The following is a 17,848-nucleotide window of genomic DNA, read 5'->3' on the forward strand; positions in this document are numbered from 1 at the left end:
TGCTGGGTTAGTCGTCGTCTCCATACTTCACGGCTTCGACGAGTTCCGCCCGGATCGCGGCGAACCTTTCCACCTGGTGGGGATCGACCTCGTGGCCGAGGAGCTGGCGGCCGTGCGCGCCGGGGTAGTGCGGCTGGTTGGCTTCCCAGATCTGGTGGCGCAGGTGGTGTTGGACGGCGTACCGCTTCTGCTCGCCGAGGCCGTGGGTCCACACGTGGCCGGGTTCGACGAGGACGGGGCTTTCGTACCCGAGGGTGTCGAGTACGTCCTTGACCTCCTGCTCGGTGAGGTCGCGGTAGTCGTCGATGCAGAGTTGCCTCTGCTTGGCGGGGCAGATGTTGCACAGCTCGTTGACGCCCCAGTGGCCGTTGTAGTCAGCGACGCCGTGGGCGTGGGAGACGCCGTAGCTGGTCTTGCGGAACAGCGGCGTCGTGATCCCGGAGGCCTTCCACGCGCTGACGATCAGCTCGTCGATCTCGCGCGGGAGGGTCTTGCGGCGGGCGTAGTCCTCGCCGTACGGCACGTCGACGCCGAGCTGGCGTAGGTAGGCGGCGTTCTCCGGCTTGTGGTAGTAGCCGGTGAACACGGCGGCGTCGACGTCGCCGGCGACCTCCAAGACGTGGTCGATGGTTTCGGGGTCGGTGTTCCAGCCGGGGACGATGGGCCGCCAGTACAGCACCACGCCGGTGCGCTTCTTGTGGGCGACCGCGGTGTAGATCGAGTTGATCGTGATGGCGCTCTTCGTGATCGGCTCGACCCGGTCGTCTTGGATGCCGGAGTAGGTGAAGAGCAGGGTTACCTTCAGGTGGCGCAGCGACTCCAGGATTTCCATGTCCTGGCCGGTGACCTTGAACCTGGTGATGATGAGGATCTGGTTGGTGTACCCGCGCTCGTCGAGGGCCCGTAGAACCTGGAACAGGTGAGGTTTCACTCCGGGCAGGAAGGGGTCGGTGGCCTTGTTGAACAGCTGGATCGGAGTGATGTGCGGCCGGAACGCTTCGTGCCCGATCAGCAGCTGGATCGTCTCCTGCGTGGGCACCAGCAGCGTCGGCACCTTGTCGTCGAAGTTGCCCCAGAAGTGGCGGACGCAGTACCCGCAGTCGAGCGGGCAGCCGACGATGTGGTTCAGCGACAGCCCGGACTTGCGGTAGCCGACGATCAGCTGCATGTAGGGGTCGAGACCGGCCCGCTCGGCGGCCGGCATGAGGTTCAGCTGGCGCGGGCCTGAACCGATCTGGTCGGGGACCTGAGTCATCGGGCGCCTCCTCGGGCGGCGGGTGGGCGCAGCAGGTGCGTCCGCTGGGGTCCGTACCAGATGCCGAAGTCCCGTTCGACCACGCCGCTGTGGTCGGAGGTGTGGATGAGGTTGTCGACCAGGCGGCCCTCGGCCACCGCCTTGTCGAGGCTGTCCTTGGCGTAGCGGCCCCGAACGGTGGTGCTGGGGGCGCTGGCCGGGTCCGTCACGCCGACGACGGCGCGTACCCGCTCGGCGGCGTTCTCGCCGTAGCCGAGGGCGACGACGACCCGGTTGCCGATGAAGATGCGCCGCAGCTCGGGGAAGGCGGGCACCCGCTCGGGCCACCGGTTGGCCACCAGCCACCAGTGCCCCGGGTGCAGCTCGGCGAGGATGTCCCGGCCGACGGGCTTGCCGGGGTTGTGCACGATCTGCCGGTAGAACTCGAACAGCGCCAGCACCCGCCGCCAGTACGGGTCGACGCGCACGGTGGTCAGTCGGCCGGGGGTGAGCTGGTCGCGGTCGTCGCGCAGCACCTGCTCCCATGCGGCGACCTCCCGGATGGTCTCCCAGCTCGTGGCGGGCATCTGGTCGACCGGGAAGCGGCGGTTCGGCAGCGGTCCGGTCGCCTCGGCCAGCATGGCGTCGACCTTGTCCACGTCCAGCTTGTTGATGTGCATCGAGCCGACGTGGTGGGCGTACGTGCCGACGCCGACGCCGAGGCGGCGGGCGGTGAACTCCTGGATGAAGGTGAACGCGAACGTGTCGCCCAGCAGGCCGATGACGGCGTCGTTGCCGCGCATGTAGGCCGACATGTGCAGCTGTCCGTTGCGCAGGAGGAATTGCAGGCCGAGGGTGCAGGCCACGTCCGGGTTGACGGGGTCGACCAGCTCGTCGGGGCGCATGATCACCATCGCGGCGCGCTTGGTGTCCGGGTCGTCGCCGAGCAGCCGCTCCACCCGCTGGAACTGGCTGTGCGCGTCCGGCTGGCCGGGCCGGAACAGGCGGGGCCCGTAGGCGGTGCCGGTGAGCCGGGCGCCGCCGGCGGACAGATTCCGCAGCTGCGGCGCGTAGTAGGAGATCATGTCGACGTCGTCGCGGCCGGTCAGGTACCACAGGGCCTCGGCGTGGTTGAACACGACGTTGGCCTTGCGGGCGGCGAGGTAGACGATCCGGTCGACGGGGTCGGTGATGGTGAAGCTGGTGCTGATGATCTCCAGGGCGTCCTTACCTCGCCCGCAGGTGTCGAAACGGTGCCTGGTGGCGATCTCCCGCAGCACGGCCAGGTACGCCGGCTGGAAGCTGCCGAACTCGGGTCCGAAGACCATGGGCGTCTCCCTACTCGGGGGTGGACATCAGGTCGGTCATGACCTGCTGGAAGACGGCTGCCTGGCGGGACAGCCGCATCTGGTCGAGGTAGCGCAGGCACTGGTAGATCAGCCCGGCGTGGGTGACGGTTCCGGCGATGCACTGCAGGTACTCGACCCTCTCGACGACGTCTCTGCCGTCGGCGACGATGAGCTCGTCGGGGACGAAGTGGTGCCCGTCAACGACGTCGAAGGGCATGAGCGGCACGCAGCCGGCAAGGACCGCCTCGAACAGCCGCTGCGTGATGTGGCCGACGGCGGCGTACCGGGCGGGCAGCAGCATCACGGTGGCCAGGGCGCCGCGGTGGAGCCGGTCGACCTCGGTGAACGCGCACCGGCCGGTGAAGTTGACGTGCGGCCACGCCTGGGTGCGAGTCCACTTCCCCGCGACGCGGTGGCCGACGTGCGCGGCCGGGCCGGCGAAGTACCGGTCGAAGTGCTCGTCGCGGTCGTACTGGTTCCCGACGTACACCAGGGGCGTGGGTCGGTGAAGCTGCCCAGCTCGTAGGCGTCGGCGGCGTCGAGCCGGGAGTCGGGCACCGGGCAGAAAGTGGTGGTCGCGCCCGGTGTGGGGCGGGTGGCGAACTTGCACACCCGCACGTTGTGCAACGCGCGCAGCGGATCGTCGGCGGGCAGCCATCGATCGAGGTCCCAGATGATGGTGGGTACGCCGGAAAGGGTGTAGTGCTCGATCAGCTCGGTCTGTCGGTGCAGGTCACAGTGGTGACCGGGGCTGCCGCAGGCGGTGGTGTTGCGGCCGGGCAGCGGCCACCGCCACTCGAACATCACGACGTCGAGGTCGGGCAGGCCGCTGTTGAAGTCGTACGCGTCGCGCAGGTCGAGGCCGGCCTCGTCGAGGTCCCGGTTGGCCTGAAGCAGCGTCACGAGATGACCGCCGATCTCCAGCGCGTCTATCAGTGGGGCCCGGTACAAGCGCGAGCCGTCGGGGGTGTCGACGACGCCGGGGCCAAGGAACCCCCAGCAGCTGTAGCCGATCTCCAGTCGCCTCACCGAGGGTCTCCCGTCAGGATTGGCGCCGGCGGCCGGGATCGCCGTCGCAGCACGTCTTGGGCGATGCGCAGTGGCAGGCAATCGGCCACGCCGCAGCGTGGGCACTGACCGCGGGCGTTCGGCCAGTGATAGGTGGACACAATGCGAGCCAGCAGGATCACCCGCGCGGTCGCCTGCGGCAGTGACAGGCCCACGGCAGTCATGACGCCTGCCGCCGGGCGGCGGCATCTGCGACGACCTGGGCGAGGTAGCTCTCGGCCCATTCGTTCTCCTCGCAGGTCCCGGGTGAGGTGCAGGAGATCCACACCCTGGCGTGCGGGCGGTCGGGCGTCCGGTGCAGGAGGGCGATCGAGTTGGCCGTGGCCGTGGCCGTGGCGGCGGCGGTGATGGCGTGGACGAGGATGCCGCTCATCGGGGCCGCCCCGGCACCCGGTAGAGGGTGCGCTGCCCCAGGGTCATCAGCGGCCCGACCCTCGGGTAGAAGTGGGTCGGCTCGACCAATGGCCCCACCTGCTTCGGCAAGAACCCTGAGGCAGGCTCAGGGCGCCGGGATCGCTCGGCCATCGCGCTACGCGAGACATACACCGTCATGCCGGCACCTCCATCACAGACGGTGAGCGGCGGGCTCGCCGGGGGAAGGGCGAGCCCACCGCCGCACCACAGCGGCCGGGAGCAGACCGCCAATCACCCACCCACGCAGCCCTCCTGGCGGTACGCAGGCGGGGCATCATTCGCACGCGTAAGGGAGCGGGCTGGGACGGCACCGGGCGGAGCGCCAAGGCCAGCTCTTGACTCCCGGCGCTTCCGCTATTCATCCCGAGCTCCCTGGCGTGAGGCTGCGATTGCGCGCCGGCCGCGTACTCGCCGAGAGTGGCGCACCAGCCCAGTCAGGTTCGCTCGGTGAGTGCAGCATTGGGGATGTCCTGGCGGTGCACTCACGGTGCACCTGCCAGCACGCCAAGTGCCGATACGATCGTCCGGACGACTGTCCGCATCGAGAGGACGTGCGATGGCCGCGGTGACGACCTGGACCGGCCGGGAGGCAAACGCGCTGCGTCAGGCGTTGCGGATGAGCGTTACCGGCTTCGCCGAGCACCTGGGCGCGGCACGGCGAACGGTGGCCAAGTGGAGCAGCCAAGGCAACAAGGTCCATCTGAGGGCCGACATGCAGGCCGCTCTCGACACGGTCCTGGCGCGGGCCACCTCGGACGTCCGCGAGCGCTTCGAAGCACTGGTGAGGGAAGGTACCAGTGGTGCACTTGCGGGTCCTGCGACGCTGCCCGTCAGGGACACGCAGACCCATACTGGCGAAGGCGGCATTCACGACTTTTACTCGGATGGCGACGTGCGGCGCAGAGATCTCCTGACCGGCGTGACGATCAGCGGCATCACCCTGCCGAACGTCGCGGCTCTGCTCGACGCACTGGTCGCACCACGACCTTGCAACCCCGAGCCAATTGCCTTACCGATCCGACAGTTCGCTCGGGAGGTAGCCGCCGCGAAAATCCACTATCAGGCGTGCCGCTACGAGCAGGTTCTCGCCAGGCTTGTGGCCCTGCTACCCGCCTTGGAACCCACTCGTGCGGAGGCCGAGGGTGAGCAGCGGACGCAGGTCGACGCCCTGGCCAGCGACCTCTACCACGTCGTCGGCAGCGTGCTGCTTAAGGTCGGCGACAAAGGCATGGCCTTGGTCGCCGCCGAACGCAGCGCCCGTGCCGCTGAGAGCAGTCAGGACCGGGTGGCGATGGCTGCAAGTGCCCGGATCATGACCCACGCCCTCATGAGCAACGGCCACGGTACCCAGGGGCGACAGCTTGCCGAAGACGCGGCCGAGCACCTCCGACGCGGCAGCGGACTTGCCTCGACCGACGCGGTCGCCGTGTACGGCGCACTGCTGCTTCGCGGTGCTATCGCCGCCGCCCGCGACGACAACAGAGACAACGCGCAGGCCATGCTCGATTAGGCTTCCCATGCCGCCGACCGACTCGGCTACGACGGCAACGACCGGTGGACGGGCTTCGGTGCCACCAACGTCCTGCTGCACCGCGTCAACATCGCGCTGGCCCTGGGCGACGCCGGCACCGCCATCACCCTCGCCCGCCAGGTGCAGCTGGACAAGATCGACCTCGCTGAACGCAGAGCCTGCCTGTTCGTCGACGTGGCCCGCGCCTACAGGCAATGGGGACGCTACGAGCACGGCCTGAACGCGCTACGCAACGCGTACGAGGTGGCACCAGAGGAGATCCGGTGCCGACCAGCGGTGCAGCGCATCGCCAGCGACCTGGCAGTCCTCACCCGGGGGCGCGTTCGCAGTGCTGCCCTCGACTTCGCCCAGCACGCCGGGATCCGCGTATGACCAGCGGACACCTGCAAATCGTCGTCTGCGCTGCGGGCCCCGCCGCAGACGTGACACAACTGGTCACCACCGCGACGCGCCAGTCGTGGACAACGGCGGTCACCGCCACCCCCAGCGCCCTCGACTTCGTCGACGCCGAAACGATAGAACGGCTGACCGGGCACCCGGTCCGGTCCACCTACCGGTCCTCCCCCGGCACCAGCCGATCTCTTCTCGCCGCGGACGCGCTCATCATCGCCCCCGCCACCTACAACTCCGTCAACAAGATCGCCCTTGGCATCGCTGACAACTATGCGATGACCGCAGTCGCCGAGCTAATCGGCCGGCGGGTGCCCACCGTGGTCGTCCCGTTCGTCAACGCCGCCCTGGCCACCCGCACACCCTTCCAACGTGCCGTGGCGAACCTTCGCGATGAGCACGTCCGGATTCTTCTCGGGGCCGACGACGGATGGGAGCCACACCCACCCGGCAGCGGCAACAGTCGCCAGAATGCCTTCCCCTGGACGACGGCGTTCGAAGCGGCGACCGGGTTGGCCGGCGAGAGATCGAGCAGGTGAACCCCGGTGCTCACATAATCGGCACTATGCGCGCGTACCGGTCTGCTGGCGGGCCTCCTCGCTGGGCCCGCGCCTCGGCATGCTTTTTCTTCCTTGCACTGACGTCGTCTCTCCAGCAGGTCAAAGCTCCTGGCGGCGAAGTCCATTGCGTCTTTTCCGGCCGCCTGTTTCGTGGTAGAGCCCATCCGCGTCAGCTCTCTGATGTTGTCGGCAGCCTCATAGATTTCCGCTTGCTGCAAGAGGCCATATTTTCGACGACCCAGCAGTCAATTGCGGGTGTCGAGCAGCCGGGCCGGGCTCAGCGGGACGAGCCGGCCCGCCGTGGCGGTCAGCGCGCCGGTGAGGTACCCGGCCACGTCCGCGACCAGGTGCAGGCTGGACTTCGTGTACAGGTTTACCCGGTCGGTCCCGGAAAGCGGGACCACGCCCAGTTCGGGATGACCTGACCGGCGGTCTCGATGTTCAGGTTGGAGGCCATCGGCCGGGGCTGGTCCGCCGGCCACACGGTGACGTAGCCACCGGCTGCGGGGGCGACCAACCGTCACGTTCAACGCCACCGCGGTCGCACCGGTCGCCGGTACGCCCCCGCGCCCGGTGACCTGGAGTGATCGTCGCCCCTGCGGCAGGCTTGCCGCAGGGGCAGCCGCTCAGCCGGTCGGGCCTGGTGTCCAGGATCCGGGCCGGCTGGAGCTCCACGAACCGGGTCATGCCGGCCGGCACCACCACCTCGTCGCCCCCGGCCCCGCGTCAGCGGCGGCGAACGTGCGGCGACCCGAGTCCCGCGCGCCGACCGCCAGGCCGGACACGGATGCCGCTCCCTTGCCGCCGGTCAGCTCGACCCGCGCCCCGTACATCGCCCCGTCCACGGTGAACTGCGCGGCGCCCGAGGGCACGTCCGACGGGTGCGCGCCGGTAACCGTGACTCCGGGGCAGTAACGCTCACTGTCACGGCGAGCGGGTCGCGGCGGGGCTTGCGCTGGAACACGACCTGACCGCCCCGCATGTCGGTGGACAATCCCTCCCCCACGTCAGCCACATTGTCCATGATTCTGACTATTTGTTTGATAAGCGTTGCTGGATGCGAAAACCACCCGTTGGATGACGTGGGGTCGACACACGAGGAAGCGGGAGCCTCAATGCTCACGGAGTTACTGGCTCAGGACGCTGTCCCTGCGGACCTGATGGCGGCACGGGTGCAGATGGCGCTGTCGCTGGGTTGGCACATCGTGATCGCCTCGTTCGGTGTAGGCATGCCCGCCGTCACCGTGTTCGCCGAATGGCGTGGCTTGCGAACTGGCGACGCGGTGTTCACCCGGCTGGCGAAGCGGTGGGCCAAGGCAATGGGTGTGCTCTTCGCCGTCGGCGCGGTGTCCGGGACGATTTTGTCGTTTGAGATGGGGCTGCTGTGGCCTGGTCTGATGGGCCGCTTCGGTGACGTGATCGGGCTGCCGTTCGCTCTGGAGGGCATCGCGTTCTTCGTCGAGGCGATCTTCGTCGGTGTCTACCTGTACGCGTGGGACAAAGTGCCGCCCCGTGCGCACCTGTTCGCCGGCCTGCCGATCTGCGTGGCGGGGGTGGCGTCGGCGTTCTTCGTGGTGTCGGCGAACGCGTGGATGAACCAGCCTCGCGGTTTCGACCTGGTCTCCGGCGAGGTCACCAACGTCCGGCCCTGGGAGGCGATGTTCAACCCGGCTACCCCGCCGCAGACCGTGCACATGATCGTCGCCGCGTTCATGGTCACCGGTTTCGGCATCGCCAGTGTGTACGCGGTGGCGATGCTGCGCGGTCGACGCGACCGTTACCACCGGCTCGGGTTCGCCATTCCGTTCACTCTCGCAGCTCTGCTCACCCCGGTGCAGGTGGTGGTGGGCGACTGGGCTGCACACTTCGTGGCCGAGTACCAGCCCACCAAGCTCGCCGCCATGGAGGGCCTGGCTCAGACGCAGGCCGGCGCGCCGCTGTCCCTCGGCGGGGTTTACGTCGACGGGGAACTGCGCTACGCCGTCGAGGTGCCCAACGCCCTTTCACTGCTGGCGAAGTGGGACCCAGACGCGGTGGTCATGGGCCTGGACCAGGTGCCCGACGACCAGGAGCCCCCTGTGACGGTCGTGAAGTGGGCGTTCCAGCTGATGGTCGCGATCGGGTTCGGGTTGCTGGGCCTGTCGCTCTGGTGGGCGCTGGCCTGGTGGCGGCGCCGGGGCCCGCCCCGCTCGCCCTGGTTCCTGCGTGCCGCCGCGCTGGCCGGGATCGCCGCCGCCGTCGCGGTGGAGGCAGGCTGGGTGGTCACCGAAGTCGGCCGGCAGCCGTGGATCGTCTACGGGGTGCTGCGTACCGCGGAGGCGGTGAACCCGGCGCCCGGGTTGGCCACCGGGCTGGCGCTGGTCGCCGGCGTGTACCTGCTGCTCACTGTGGCGACGGTGCTGGTGCTGGTTCGGATGGCCCGGCATCGGGATGCGCCGGTCGCCCCGCAGGAGGGCGTACCCGAGCCGGTGGACAGCCCACGATGACTGTCGCCGACGTCTTGCTCGGAGTCCTGTTGGCCGGCCTCACCCTGTATACCCTGCTCGCCGGCGCCGACTTCGGCGCCGGGATCTGGGACCTTCTCGCCGGTGGCACCCGCCGCGGCGCCGCCCGCCGGGAGTTGATCGCACACTCCATCGGCCCCGTGTGGGAGGCCAACCACGTCTGGCTGATCCTGGTGATCACGCTGTTCTGGACCACCTTCCCACCGGCGTTCGCCGCGTTCGCCTCCACCCTCTACATCCCGCTGACCCTGGCCGCGTTGGGCATCATCGGCCGCGGCGCCGCCTTCGCCTTCCGCAAGGCCAGCCACACTCTCGTCGAGCAGCGCCTCTACGGAGCCACCTTCGCGATCTCCTCGCTGGCCACCCCGTTCTTCCTCGGCACCATCGTCGGAGCGCTCGCCTCCGGTCGGGTGCCACCTGGGATCGCCGAGGGCGACATCTGGCGTAGTTGGCTCAACCCCACCTCGATCTACGCCGGTCTGCTGGCGATCGGCGTCTGCGCCTACCTCGCCGCGGTCTACCTCATCCACGACGCCCGCCGCGCCAACGCCGACGACCTCGTCGCACAGTTCCGCCGCCGCGCCCTGGCCACCGGCGTACTGGTCGGGGCGGCCGCCGTCGCCGGGCTCGCCGTGGTGGCCGCCGACGCACCCGACCTGTTCGCCGACCTACGAGGTCGCGCGCTGCCGCTGGTGCTGCTCTCCCTCGCCGCCGGAATCGTGTCGCTGGTGCTGATCACCACCGGTCGCTACCGCCTCGTGCGTGTCACCGCCGCACTCGCCGTCGCCGCCGTGCTGTGGGCGTGGGGGGCCGCCCAGTACCCGGTCCTTCTCTCCCCCGACCTGACCGTCGCCGAGGCAGCTGGCGACCCGACCGTTCTCACCACCGTGCTCGTCGTACTCGGCGTCGGCGCGCTGCTGCTCGCACCGTCCCTGCTCTGGCTGTTCAGCATCTTCCAAACCTCCCGGCGGCACGCCGACACCTCGCCACTGAAGCGCGGAACCTGAGCCGGCGTCGACGTTTAGCCCCGGCGGCGCGTGCGTCCTGCTCCGCCTTCAGAACAGCGGCCTGGTTGCGAATGCCGGGCGGGCACCGCAGACCGGCGCCTCCGGATAGAGGCCGCATCCGGCCACCGTGCGCGCCGCGGTGGCCGGATGCGGGTGGTCATCAGGGTTTGAGGACGACCTTCTCGCAGTCGTCCTGCTTGTTCTTGAAGATCTCGAAGCCGCGTTCCGCCTCGTCGAGCGGCAGGGTGTGGGTGATGATCCGGGTGGGATCGATCTCCCCGCGCTCGATGCGCTGCAGCAGCGGCTTCATGTAGCGCTGCACGTGGCAAGCGCGGTGCTCGCAACGCGCGGCCGCCGGGTAGGGGCAGTCTGCTTTTGATCGCGCCACCGACTGGCGGTGTCGGTTGCACCGCACGGATGGAGGCCGTCCGGCTCGGCTACGCCTACCTGCGCACCGCACTGGGTGATCACTCCCGATTGGCCTAACCCGCGTTGCGCCTCGTCCGCCAAAGTCGCGTCGAGCGCGTCGAGGTCGGGGACGAACCGGGTTGGGCCTGGTTCGATTCATGGACGGGGGGCGCGTAGGGCGGAACTGGCGATTGTGGTTCAGGCGGGTTTGTAGGGCCTGGGTGTCTGGTTCCCGACGCAGGTGGTGCCGGTGATGGCCGGTGAACCGATGGCGGTTTCTCGGACATCGGAGTGCGGGACCGCTTTCGCCGATCAGCCGTCGGCCAAGCGTTCCATTCGGGCGCCGTTGGGTCTCCATTGACAGACAGGAAGCTACTGTATGCGGTCACACCGGTGCTGGTAGTTGTGAAGGTCTAGCGTCGCGCCTTCGGTTGCGGCGGCCCGGACCTGCACGAGAGGCAGAGCCGTTATGCGTTATTTCGGACCCATCACCGCCTCGCACCACCATTCGCCCGGCCGCCTGCACCGGGGACGGCACTGCTCAGCTTTTGGCCTACTGATCCGAGCCGTGCTGTTGGTCGTGGTCGGTGCCTTCACCGGAGTGGTGGTGGCGTCCGCACCCGCCGCGGCCGAGGAGACGGTGTGCGGCCCGTGGTCCACCGAGCAGGACATGCTCGACACCACCGGAGCGTGGTGCCGCAGCACCTGGCTGGTCGACCCGGGCCGGGGCAACCTCGTCAGCCGCCAGCAGTTGCTCGACAACGCCGACCTGTACGCGCGCCACGGCTTCTCCCGGCAGTGGCTGTGGTACGCCCCGGAGCGGGTGGTCACGGTCGCGGCGGGTTCGCCCCAGGAGTGGGTTGCCTGCCCCGCGGGCCTGCACTACGGCGGCGCCTGTCCGACCGAGGCGGCCCTGCCGCATCACCCGATCCTGCGCAACTTCACCGCCGGGCCGGTGCAGTTCCACGTGCTCGAGTACGGCGGATCGGTGATCGCCCGCGCCTGCGGCAACTTCTGGCACCCACCCGGCGGGTTGTCAGCGCCAGTGCCCTGGTTGAGCGTGGAGAAGTACGACGACCGCAACCGAAACGGCGCCCGCGACGCCGGCGAGGGGCCGCTGGCCGGGTGGCAGTTTCGCATCAGCCGGATAGGCAGCCGGGTTGGTCAGGCCAACGCGCACGTCGGCACCGTCGCCACCGGCGGGAGCGGGCAGACCCGCTTCGACTTCAACGGCGCCGGCCCGGGCACCTACCTCGTGGAGGAGATCGGTCAGGACGGCTGGGCGCCCACGACGCCCGCCTCCCGGGTAATCGAGGTACCCGAGGGCGTCGGTGACGGCCAAGTCGCCCACGTGGTCTTCGGCAACGCCGAAACGCGCGCGGATCTCGTCAAGGCCGAGTTCGGGCTGGTTGCACCGCCGCAGCGGCTCGAAGCCGATGAGGACACCGACCTGACGGTGCGCGCCGTGCTGCGTAACGACGGGCCTGCCGACGTCACCGCCACCGACACGCTGACCGTCACCGTGCCGGACGACTGCACCGCCGAACCCGGACAGACGCACGTGAGCCGGCAGCTGGCACGCGGGCAGGCGACCGTCGTCGACTTCCGGGTCCGGGTGCGCTGCAGTCAACCGTCGTTTCACCCGATGACGTTCACCGACCAGCTGAACGTCGCCACCGGCGGTGTCATCGACCCAGACCTCATCGACAACACCGTCGCCTTCGAACACGTATTTCCGGTGTTCCACCGCGCCGACGTGCAGCTGAGCGGGACGGCCATGGTGTGCCCGCCGCGGGCCGACGTCGGCGAGCGGTTCCAGTGCACCGTGTCCGCCGTGGTCACCAACGCCGGCCCCTACGGCCCGGTCACCACCGACGTCACGTTCGGGCTGCAACCACCCGCCGACTGCGAGATCACCAGCGACGACGCCCGCCAGACCCACAGCGTGCCCACCGGGCAACCCCAGGTCGTCTCCTCCACCTGGCAGGTCACCTGCGCCCAGCGCAGCTACCACCCCACCACCGCGGTCGCCGCCGCCGTGCTGGACCACCTGCACGTCGAAGATCCCATCGCCGGCAACGCCAGCGGCGGCGCGGCGAGCCTGGTGGAGATCTTCGAACCGGCTGACCTGTCGGTGGACGACCTCACCGTGCGCTGCACCGAACGCGAGAGCACCGCCACCGCGTCCGCATGCACCGCCAAGGCCCTGATCCGCAATGCCGGCCCGGCCACCGCAGTGGCCACGCGCACCGCGCTCACCATCAACGTCGCCGGCGACTGCGATGCCAGCGCCGACGGCCCTGACACCCACCCGGTCACCCTCGACCGGGACGCCACGGCCGTCGTCACCACAACCTGGCGGATCACCTGTACCAGCACCGCGCGGCACAGCGCCACCGTCGCCGCGACGGTGGTGACCGACGAACCTCACGCCGAGGACCGGGCGGCGGCCAACAACACGACTCGCACCGTGTGGAACCCCGCTGACGTCAAACCACGGAGCCTGCCCAGCGCCGTCAACATCACGAAGGACGGCGTCCTGCCCTTCGCCGTGCTGTCCACGGCCGACGTCGACGCCCTGACCGACGTCGACCGCGCCAGCCTGCGGTTCGGACGTACAGGCACGGAGAACAGTGTCATCTCCTGCGCCGCCGACGGCGAGGACGTCAACGACGACGGTCGCCTCGACCTGATCTGCCGGGCCGACACCGCGGCTACCGACATCACCTGCGGCACCACTGTGCTCCTGATGACCGGACAATTGACCGACGGCACCCGGCTCGCCGGCGAAGACGACGTCAAGGTCGTCGGCTGTCGGACCTGACCGCGCCTGCCCTGACGGGCTGCGGTCGCGCCATTGACCGCAGCCCGTCAGGGCCGTCCAGAGAGGATCGCCGCCGGGTCACGCTTGCCCCTGCGGCCGCCCCGCATGGACATAAATGTCGATCCTCGCTGTAGTGCGGTCTACCGCCTCGACCGTGACACAGTGCCCGCCCCAGTCGACGAAGCGGAAGGCTCGCAGGAGACCGCCGACCGGCTCGCACTCCTTCGACCAGCCGTGGTCGTGGAGCTGTCGGCGTAGCTCCCCGGCCGGATCAGCGCCAGCCCTCTCACGAGTCAGGGTCAGCGTCAGCCCATAGCAGCCGCCGCTTCCACAACCTTCCTTCTCGTCGAGGACGGTCCACCCGCCGGGCAGCGGCAGTACCTCCGCACGGTAAGGCTCGACCTTCGCCTCGGGTTCCGCGCCGTCGCCAAGAGCGAGCTGGTAGGCCGCCCAGGCGGAGAAGACCGCTGTCGCCAGCAGGGCAGCGGCGCCAAGACGCACACGCGACCGCCCGCGCTCCGCTTCTTCATAACCGGGCGCCGACACGCTTCGAATCGAGCGCGATTCATGCCTCTGCCACGCGCCCATCACGAGGCAGATAGCGCCCGCCAGCCCCACGAACGGGATCCCCCAGTCGGCCATGGGGGGCCGGACTGGCCCGGCGAGGAAGACCTGTGACGTCAGATGAACCGCGGCCAGCACACCGAGCAACACCGCTCCGACCGGGAGGCCCCACCGCCGTGTGCGTGTCAACACCAGCCAGGCGAACATCGGCGCACACAGCAGTGCCGTCGCCACGACGCCGAAGCACGCCCCAGACCAACCCGACCGATGCCACGGCGCGACCGAGACGACTGCGGCGCAATCAGCAAGCAGCAGCCAGCCACGCCACCCCAGCCGGCCGACTCCGCTCGTAGAACCCACCGAGACATCCTCGCCCTCGCCACCTGCGTCATCACGTACCGGTATGTCGCACCGCGCGGCGGCGATCGGCGCGTGGTCGACGCCCAGCTCGCCAACCTCGCCCCTCAGTACCAGGACAAAATGGGTGGCCTTGCCAGCCCGTCCCGCCCTACCTTCTAACTGGATCTTCTTCTCCGACCCACTCACAAGAGGACTTTACCCGCGTGACGCCGCCTGCTCTTTAGACCTGACACCTTCCCCGTGCATCGGTCGCCGACGTCGCCGTCGGCTCTTTTCCCATGCCTTTCGTCAGGTCTTAAGGGAGATCATGTCTACGCGTCCTCATATCGTGCTGTCCCAGACCGTTCGGCGCACGCTCATTCCCCAGCTCGCGTTCCGCTGCGTCCACTGCCATTACGGCCTCGCCAGCACCGGCGACGGGAAGTTCCGCGTCAATGCCAACGGCAAACTTCTCGACATCTGGCTCCTGGTCGCCTGCGTTTCATGCGACCGCACCAGCAAAATCACCATTCACGATCGCGTCCCGGTGCGGTACCTGGATCCGATCCTGCTGACGGGCTACTCCGGCAACCCCTCTTCCCTCGTCGCCCGCGTCCTTCTCGACCCGTTGATCGCCCCGCCCAACCGGTTCGACTCATCCTGGGAACTGCTCGCCCCGTCCCCTCCCGAAAGCCCCTGGCCCGTCCAGGTTTCGGTCATCTTCGACGTCCCCGTGCCCCTTCGCCCCGAACGGCTCATCAACCAGGGGGCTGGGCATCAGCCGCAGGGAGATCGCTCGCCGCGTCAAGATCGGCATTCCGCTGAACCGCAGCACTCACAGGAACTTCTCGTTCGTCCTGCTATGAACCTCCGCCGTGGGCCTGAGCTGGAGCGAGAGGCAAGGTGGCCTTGCCCCGGACTGCATCACGCGGCGGTCGCGCGGTCGCTCATGACCGGGCGCCAACGAAGGTCAGGGCCGGCCCGATACCGGCGACGAAGGTGAACGCCCGGGTGCATACCTCTGGACGTGCAGGTAAGCGGAAGTTGTCAAATGTTCTGAACCGCTTGCCGCGATCGATGCAGGCTCGCACCACCGCAGCCAGGGCAAGGCCCTAGCATTGCCCCATGATCGAGGACTTCGCGGATCGGCTCCTGTGCGACATCGCCGGCCTCGATCCCTGCACAGCGGTCGTCGAGGCTGGCGAGCAGGATGTCGACGGGCTGACCGACTACGGCCCGGAGGGCCACCAGGCCCGCGCCGACCTCGCGGCCCGCGCCCTGCGCGAGCTCGAGATCTTGGGTGAGGCACTGCCGGCCGCGAGCCCGCTGCACGCCCACCTCGCCGAACGGCTGCATACGCGTATCGCCTTTCACGACGCCGGGGAGGACCTGCGCGAACTGCACGCGGCGGCCACCGGTCCGCTCCAGCTCATCCGCCAGGCCGTCGAGGCCGCGGTTCCCAGCCGCGGCGCCGAGGGCGCGGCCTTCGAGGAGGGCTGGGCTCGTGTCGGCGCACGCCTGGCCGCGATCCCCGCAGCCCTCGACGGGTATGCCCGCAGCCTTCTACTCGCCGCCGAGCGCGGCAATCTGCCGGCGCGGCGTCAAGTGGAGCTCGTCACGCAGCGCTGTCGCAACTGGATCGACGACGATGTCGCCCTGGTGGATCGCTACGGCGAGGGGCGTCAGCGGGCGTCGTTGCAGGCCGCAGCGACGGGCGCGAAAGAGGCGTACCAGAAACTGGCCCAGATGCTGACCGCGGACCTAGCACCGCGGGCCGTGACGGAGGAAGCGTTCGGCCAGCAGCGGTACGCCCTCTGGGTGCGCACCCTCCTCGCGACCCAGCCCGACCTGCGCGAGCTGTACGACTGGGGCTGGGACGAGTTCCGAGCGATAGAGGCAGAGCTGATCGCGGAAGCGAAGGCCCTGGGCGGGAGCGTGCCCGAGGTGCTCGCCTGGCTCGCCAGCCCCGACGCACCCGGCACGCTGCACAGCAGGGAGGCGTTCGCCGCGTGGCTGCAGGAGCTGTTGGAGGCCACCACCGAGCGACTGGACGGCGTGTACTTCGACATCCCCGCCCCGCTGCGGCGCATCGTCGCGGTTGACCACGTCGTCCGGCATTGCCTACACCGGGCCGTCGCGGGACCTGACGCGGCCGGGCCGGGTCTGGTGGTCGTTGCCCGAGGACGCAGCGAGTTTCCCCACCTGGATCGCCTACAGCACCGCCTATCACGAGGGCGTTCCCGGCCACCACCTCCACCTCGGCTCCGAGGTCTGCCGGGGAGGCCTCGGGCAGCGGCTGAACCTGCTCGGCGGCCTCTCCGGCAGCCAGGAGGGCTGGGCACTGTACGCCGAGCGGTTCATGGACGAGCTCGGGCTCTATGAACAGCCGGGTGCTCGACTGGGGCATCTATTCATGCAACTCCTGCGGGCGGCACGGGTCGTGCTCGACATTGGCCTACACCTGCGGCTGCCGATGCCGTCTGGCGACAGAGCATTGTGGACGCCGGACGCGGCGCTGAAGCTATTGCGGGACCGCTGTCATCAGGGGCCGTACGCGTCCGCCGAGCTCGCGCGTTACCTGGGCCGGCCAGGGCAGGCGCTGGCCTACAAGGTGGGTGAGCGCGTGTGGCTGGCAGGCCGCTCGTCCTTCCCCGGCGACCGGCGTGCATTCCATCGTCGGGCGCTGGAGCTCGGTTCGCTGGGCTTGGATCAGTTGACGGCCGCCCTCCAGGGTGACCCCGCACCACTCGTGCACCGCAGCTAAACAAGCCAGGGACCGCGCTTGTAGCTGCACCTCCTTGACGTCGGACCAGTCTGAACCAGGGCCAGACTTAACAGCGCGTACGACCTTGGTACATCAACACGGTCATGGTCTATTTCCACGTCCGGATCTGCCGCAGACCGCGCCACAGAGCGTGACCGTTTGCCACGAAGCGCGGCGTCCGGACGTGCCGATGTGAGTGCATCCGTGGGCACACGGCCTGGGCAACACGGCGGACGTCCGGGATCCGGGGTGCGATTCAAGTCCATGTCGTCGGGCTGACTACCTCGGGGCCGGATAGCTCTTACGCAGGCCAGCCACCGTACGGCGGTGTTGTATTCGACGTTTCTCGACCCTTCAGTGCTCGCCATTGCGCGGTATGCCAGCCGCCCCGCACGGCCACCAGCGTCGGGCACGACGCGAACCACGCCAAGGTTCTCCACCGAGACCACTGGGCGAGCCGGCCGATGCGCCCACCTGCCCCGTCCCGCCTCGGAGCCAGACAGCGCTTCCGCAGGTGCCCACGCCGAGTGATCGAGCCCTTGTGGACGGACATCGTGGCCGCTCGTCCTGACGGCGCCCGATTAGAGTTCACGCCACATCAGGCGCGACCTGCCGATTCTCGGTGTCGCTGCCACTTCCCAGTCTTGCAACTAGCCCATCGTGAACCCGGTCAACGTGCCGTCCACGCGGCGTGGCAAGCAGACGAGTGACCAGGTCCACTCACCGCCATGGGATCGACGACGGATCATGTGCTACGGTAGCCGAGTTGCAGTTTTGATTTCCGTAGACGTTTTCCGGCGCCTGATGGGGCATCTGAAACCCATCCAGGCGCTTTTCGTTTTTCGTGTCGTTTCGACGCGGGTGATCAACGCGGCGGCGTAAGGGTCCGCAC

12 protein-coding genes and 3 pseudogenes are annotated in these 17,848 nt (G+C 68.9%); 7 read left to right on the top strand and 8 right to left on the bottom strand.

The annotated features are described in order from the left end of the window. Window positions 1–7: 7 nt before the first annotated feature. From NCC78_RS05640 to NCC78_RS05655, 4 genes and pseudogenes are all read right to left on the bottom strand, one after another. On the bottom strand, window positions 8–1,255 hold the full coding sequence (locus tag NCC78_RS05640; protein WP_250792087.1) for a radical SAM protein: 1,248 nt from the start codon (window positions 1,253–1,255) through the stop codon (window positions 8–10). After that, the gene (locus tag NCC78_RS05645) at window positions 1,252–2,562 is read right to left on the bottom strand and encodes a thymidylate synthase (RefSeq protein ID WP_250792088.1); all 1,311 of its coding nucleotides are present in this window, start codon (window positions 2,560–2,562) and stop codon (window positions 1,252–1,254) included. The genes NCC78_RS05640 and NCC78_RS05645 overlap by 4 nt, the downstream gene beginning before the upstream one ends. A gap of 10 nt (window positions 2,563–2,572) precedes the next feature. Next, window positions 2,573–3,603: pseudogene (locus tag NCC78_RS05650) on the bottom strand (CgeB family protein). 208 nt (window positions 3,604–3,811) lie between these two features. Then, window positions 3,812–4,024, bottom strand: coding sequence for a hypothetical protein (locus NCC78_RS05655; RefSeq protein WP_250792089.1), 213 nt, complete (start codon window positions 4,022–4,024; stop codon window positions 3,812–3,814). A gap of 597 nt (window positions 4,025–4,621) precedes the next feature. Between NCC78_RS05655 and NCC78_RS05660 the strand changes: the two are divergent. Further along, a pseudogene (locus NCC78_RS05660) lies at window positions 4,622–5,968 on the top strand (hypothetical protein). Further along, window positions 5,965–6,525 (top strand): flavoprotein, encoded by a 561-nt coding sequence (locus NCC78_RS05665; protein WP_250792090.1) that lies wholly within the window; start codon window positions 5,965–5,967, stop codon window positions 6,523–6,525. Before NCC78_RS05660 ends, NCC78_RS05665 begins: the two are co-directional and overlap by 4 nt. Before the next feature lie 266 nt (window positions 6,526–6,791). Here NCC78_RS05665 and NCC78_RS05670 read toward each other — a convergent pair whose 3' ends face one another. Together NCC78_RS05670 and NCC78_RS05675 are read right to left on the bottom strand one after the other, a co-directional pair. Further along, window positions 6,792–6,950, bottom strand: a complete 159-nt coding sequence (locus NCC78_RS05670) for a hypothetical protein (protein WP_250792091.1) — start codon at window positions 6,948–6,950, stop codon at window positions 6,792–6,794. A 279-nt stretch (window positions 6,951–7,229) separates the two neighbouring features. Further along, window positions 7,230–7,418 carry a hypothetical protein gene (locus NCC78_RS05675; RefSeq protein WP_250792092.1) on the bottom strand — a complete coding sequence of 63 codons (189 nt, stop codon included), beginning with the start codon at window positions 7,416–7,418 and terminating at the stop codon, window positions 7,230–7,232. A 243-nt stretch (window positions 7,419–7,661) separates the two neighbouring features. Between NCC78_RS05675 and NCC78_RS05680 the strand changes: the two genes are divergently transcribed. Together NCC78_RS05680 and NCC78_RS05685 are read left to right on the top strand one after the other, a co-directional pair. Then, window positions 7,662–9,032: a cytochrome ubiquinol oxidase subunit I gene (locus tag NCC78_RS05680; RefSeq protein WP_250792093.1), complete on the top strand. Its 1,371-nt coding sequence runs from the start codon at window positions 7,662–7,664 to the stop codon at window positions 9,030–9,032. Beyond that, window positions 9,029–10,057, top strand: coding sequence for a cytochrome d ubiquinol oxidase subunit II (locus tag NCC78_RS05685; RefSeq protein WP_250792094.1), 1,029 nt, complete (start codon window positions 9,029–9,031; stop codon window positions 10,055–10,057). Before NCC78_RS05680 ends, NCC78_RS05685 begins: the two co-directional genes overlap by 4 nt. Before the next feature lie 160 nt (window positions 10,058–10,217). Here the strand turns inward: NCC78_RS05685 and NCC78_RS05690 are convergent, their stop codons facing one another. Then, complete coding sequence (locus tag NCC78_RS05690; RefSeq protein ID WP_250792102.1) at window positions 10,218–10,379, bottom strand: hypothetical protein; 162 nt, start codon at window positions 10,377–10,379, stop codon at window positions 10,218–10,220. A gap of 654 nt (window positions 10,380–11,033) precedes the next feature. Between NCC78_RS05690 and NCC78_RS05695 the strand changes: the two genes are divergently transcribed. Continuing rightward, window positions 11,034–13,289 (top strand): hypothetical protein, encoded by a 2,256-nt coding sequence (locus tag NCC78_RS05695; protein WP_250792095.1) that lies wholly within the window; start codon window positions 11,034–11,036, stop codon window positions 13,287–13,289. 78 nt (window positions 13,290–13,367) lie between these two features. Here the strand turns inward: NCC78_RS05695 and NCC78_RS05700 are convergent, their stop codons facing one another. Then, window positions 13,368–14,399 (bottom strand): hypothetical protein, encoded by a 1,032-nt coding sequence (locus NCC78_RS05700; RefSeq protein ID WP_250792098.1) that lies wholly within the window; start codon window positions 14,397–14,399, stop codon window positions 13,368–13,370. A 142-nt stretch (window positions 14,400–14,541) separates the two neighbouring features. Between NCC78_RS05700 and NCC78_RS05705 the strand changes: the two genes are divergently transcribed. Then, on the top strand, window positions 14,542–15,195 hold the full coding sequence (locus tag NCC78_RS05705) for a DUF1062 domain-containing protein (RefSeq protein ID WP_250792099.1): 654 nt from the start codon (window positions 14,542–14,544) through the stop codon (window positions 15,193–15,195). Window positions 15,196–15,317: 122 nt separating this feature from the next. Then, a pseudogene (locus NCC78_RS32745) lies at window positions 15,318–16,956 on the top strand (DUF885 domain-containing protein). Window positions 16,957–17,848 lie beyond the last annotated feature (892 nt).

It is taken from the genome of Micromonospora phytophila (assembly GCF_023656545.1).
GTDB lineage: Bacteria > Actinomycetota > Actinomycetes > Mycobacteriales > Micromonosporaceae > Micromonospora > Micromonospora phytophila.

Bases quoted from the DNA above. Each gene is read 5' to 3' on its own strand.
- NCC78_RS05665 (WP_250792090.1), top strand. From the start codon at position 5,965: ATGACCAGCGGACACCTGCAAATCGTCGTCTGCGCTGCGGGCCCCGCC.
- NCC78_RS05645 (WP_250792088.1), bottom strand. From the start codon at position 2,562: ATGGTCTTCGGACCCGAGTTCGGCAGCTTCCAGCCGGCGTACCTGGCC.
- NCC78_RS05640 (WP_250792087.1), bottom strand. From the start codon at position 1,255: ATGACTCAGGTCCCCGACCAGATCGGTTCAGGCCCGCGCCAGCTGAAC.
- NCC78_RS05655 (WP_250792089.1), bottom strand. From the start codon at position 4,024: ATGAGCGGCATCCTCGTCCACGCCATCACCGCCGCCGCCACGGCCACG.
- NCC78_RS05685 (WP_250792094.1), top strand. From the start codon at position 9,029: ATGACTGTCGCCGACGTCTTGCTCGGAGTCCTGTTGGCCGGCCTCACC.
- NCC78_RS05680 (WP_250792093.1), top strand. From the start codon at position 7,662: ATGCTCACGGAGTTACTGGCTCAGGACGCTGTCCCTGCGGACCTGATG.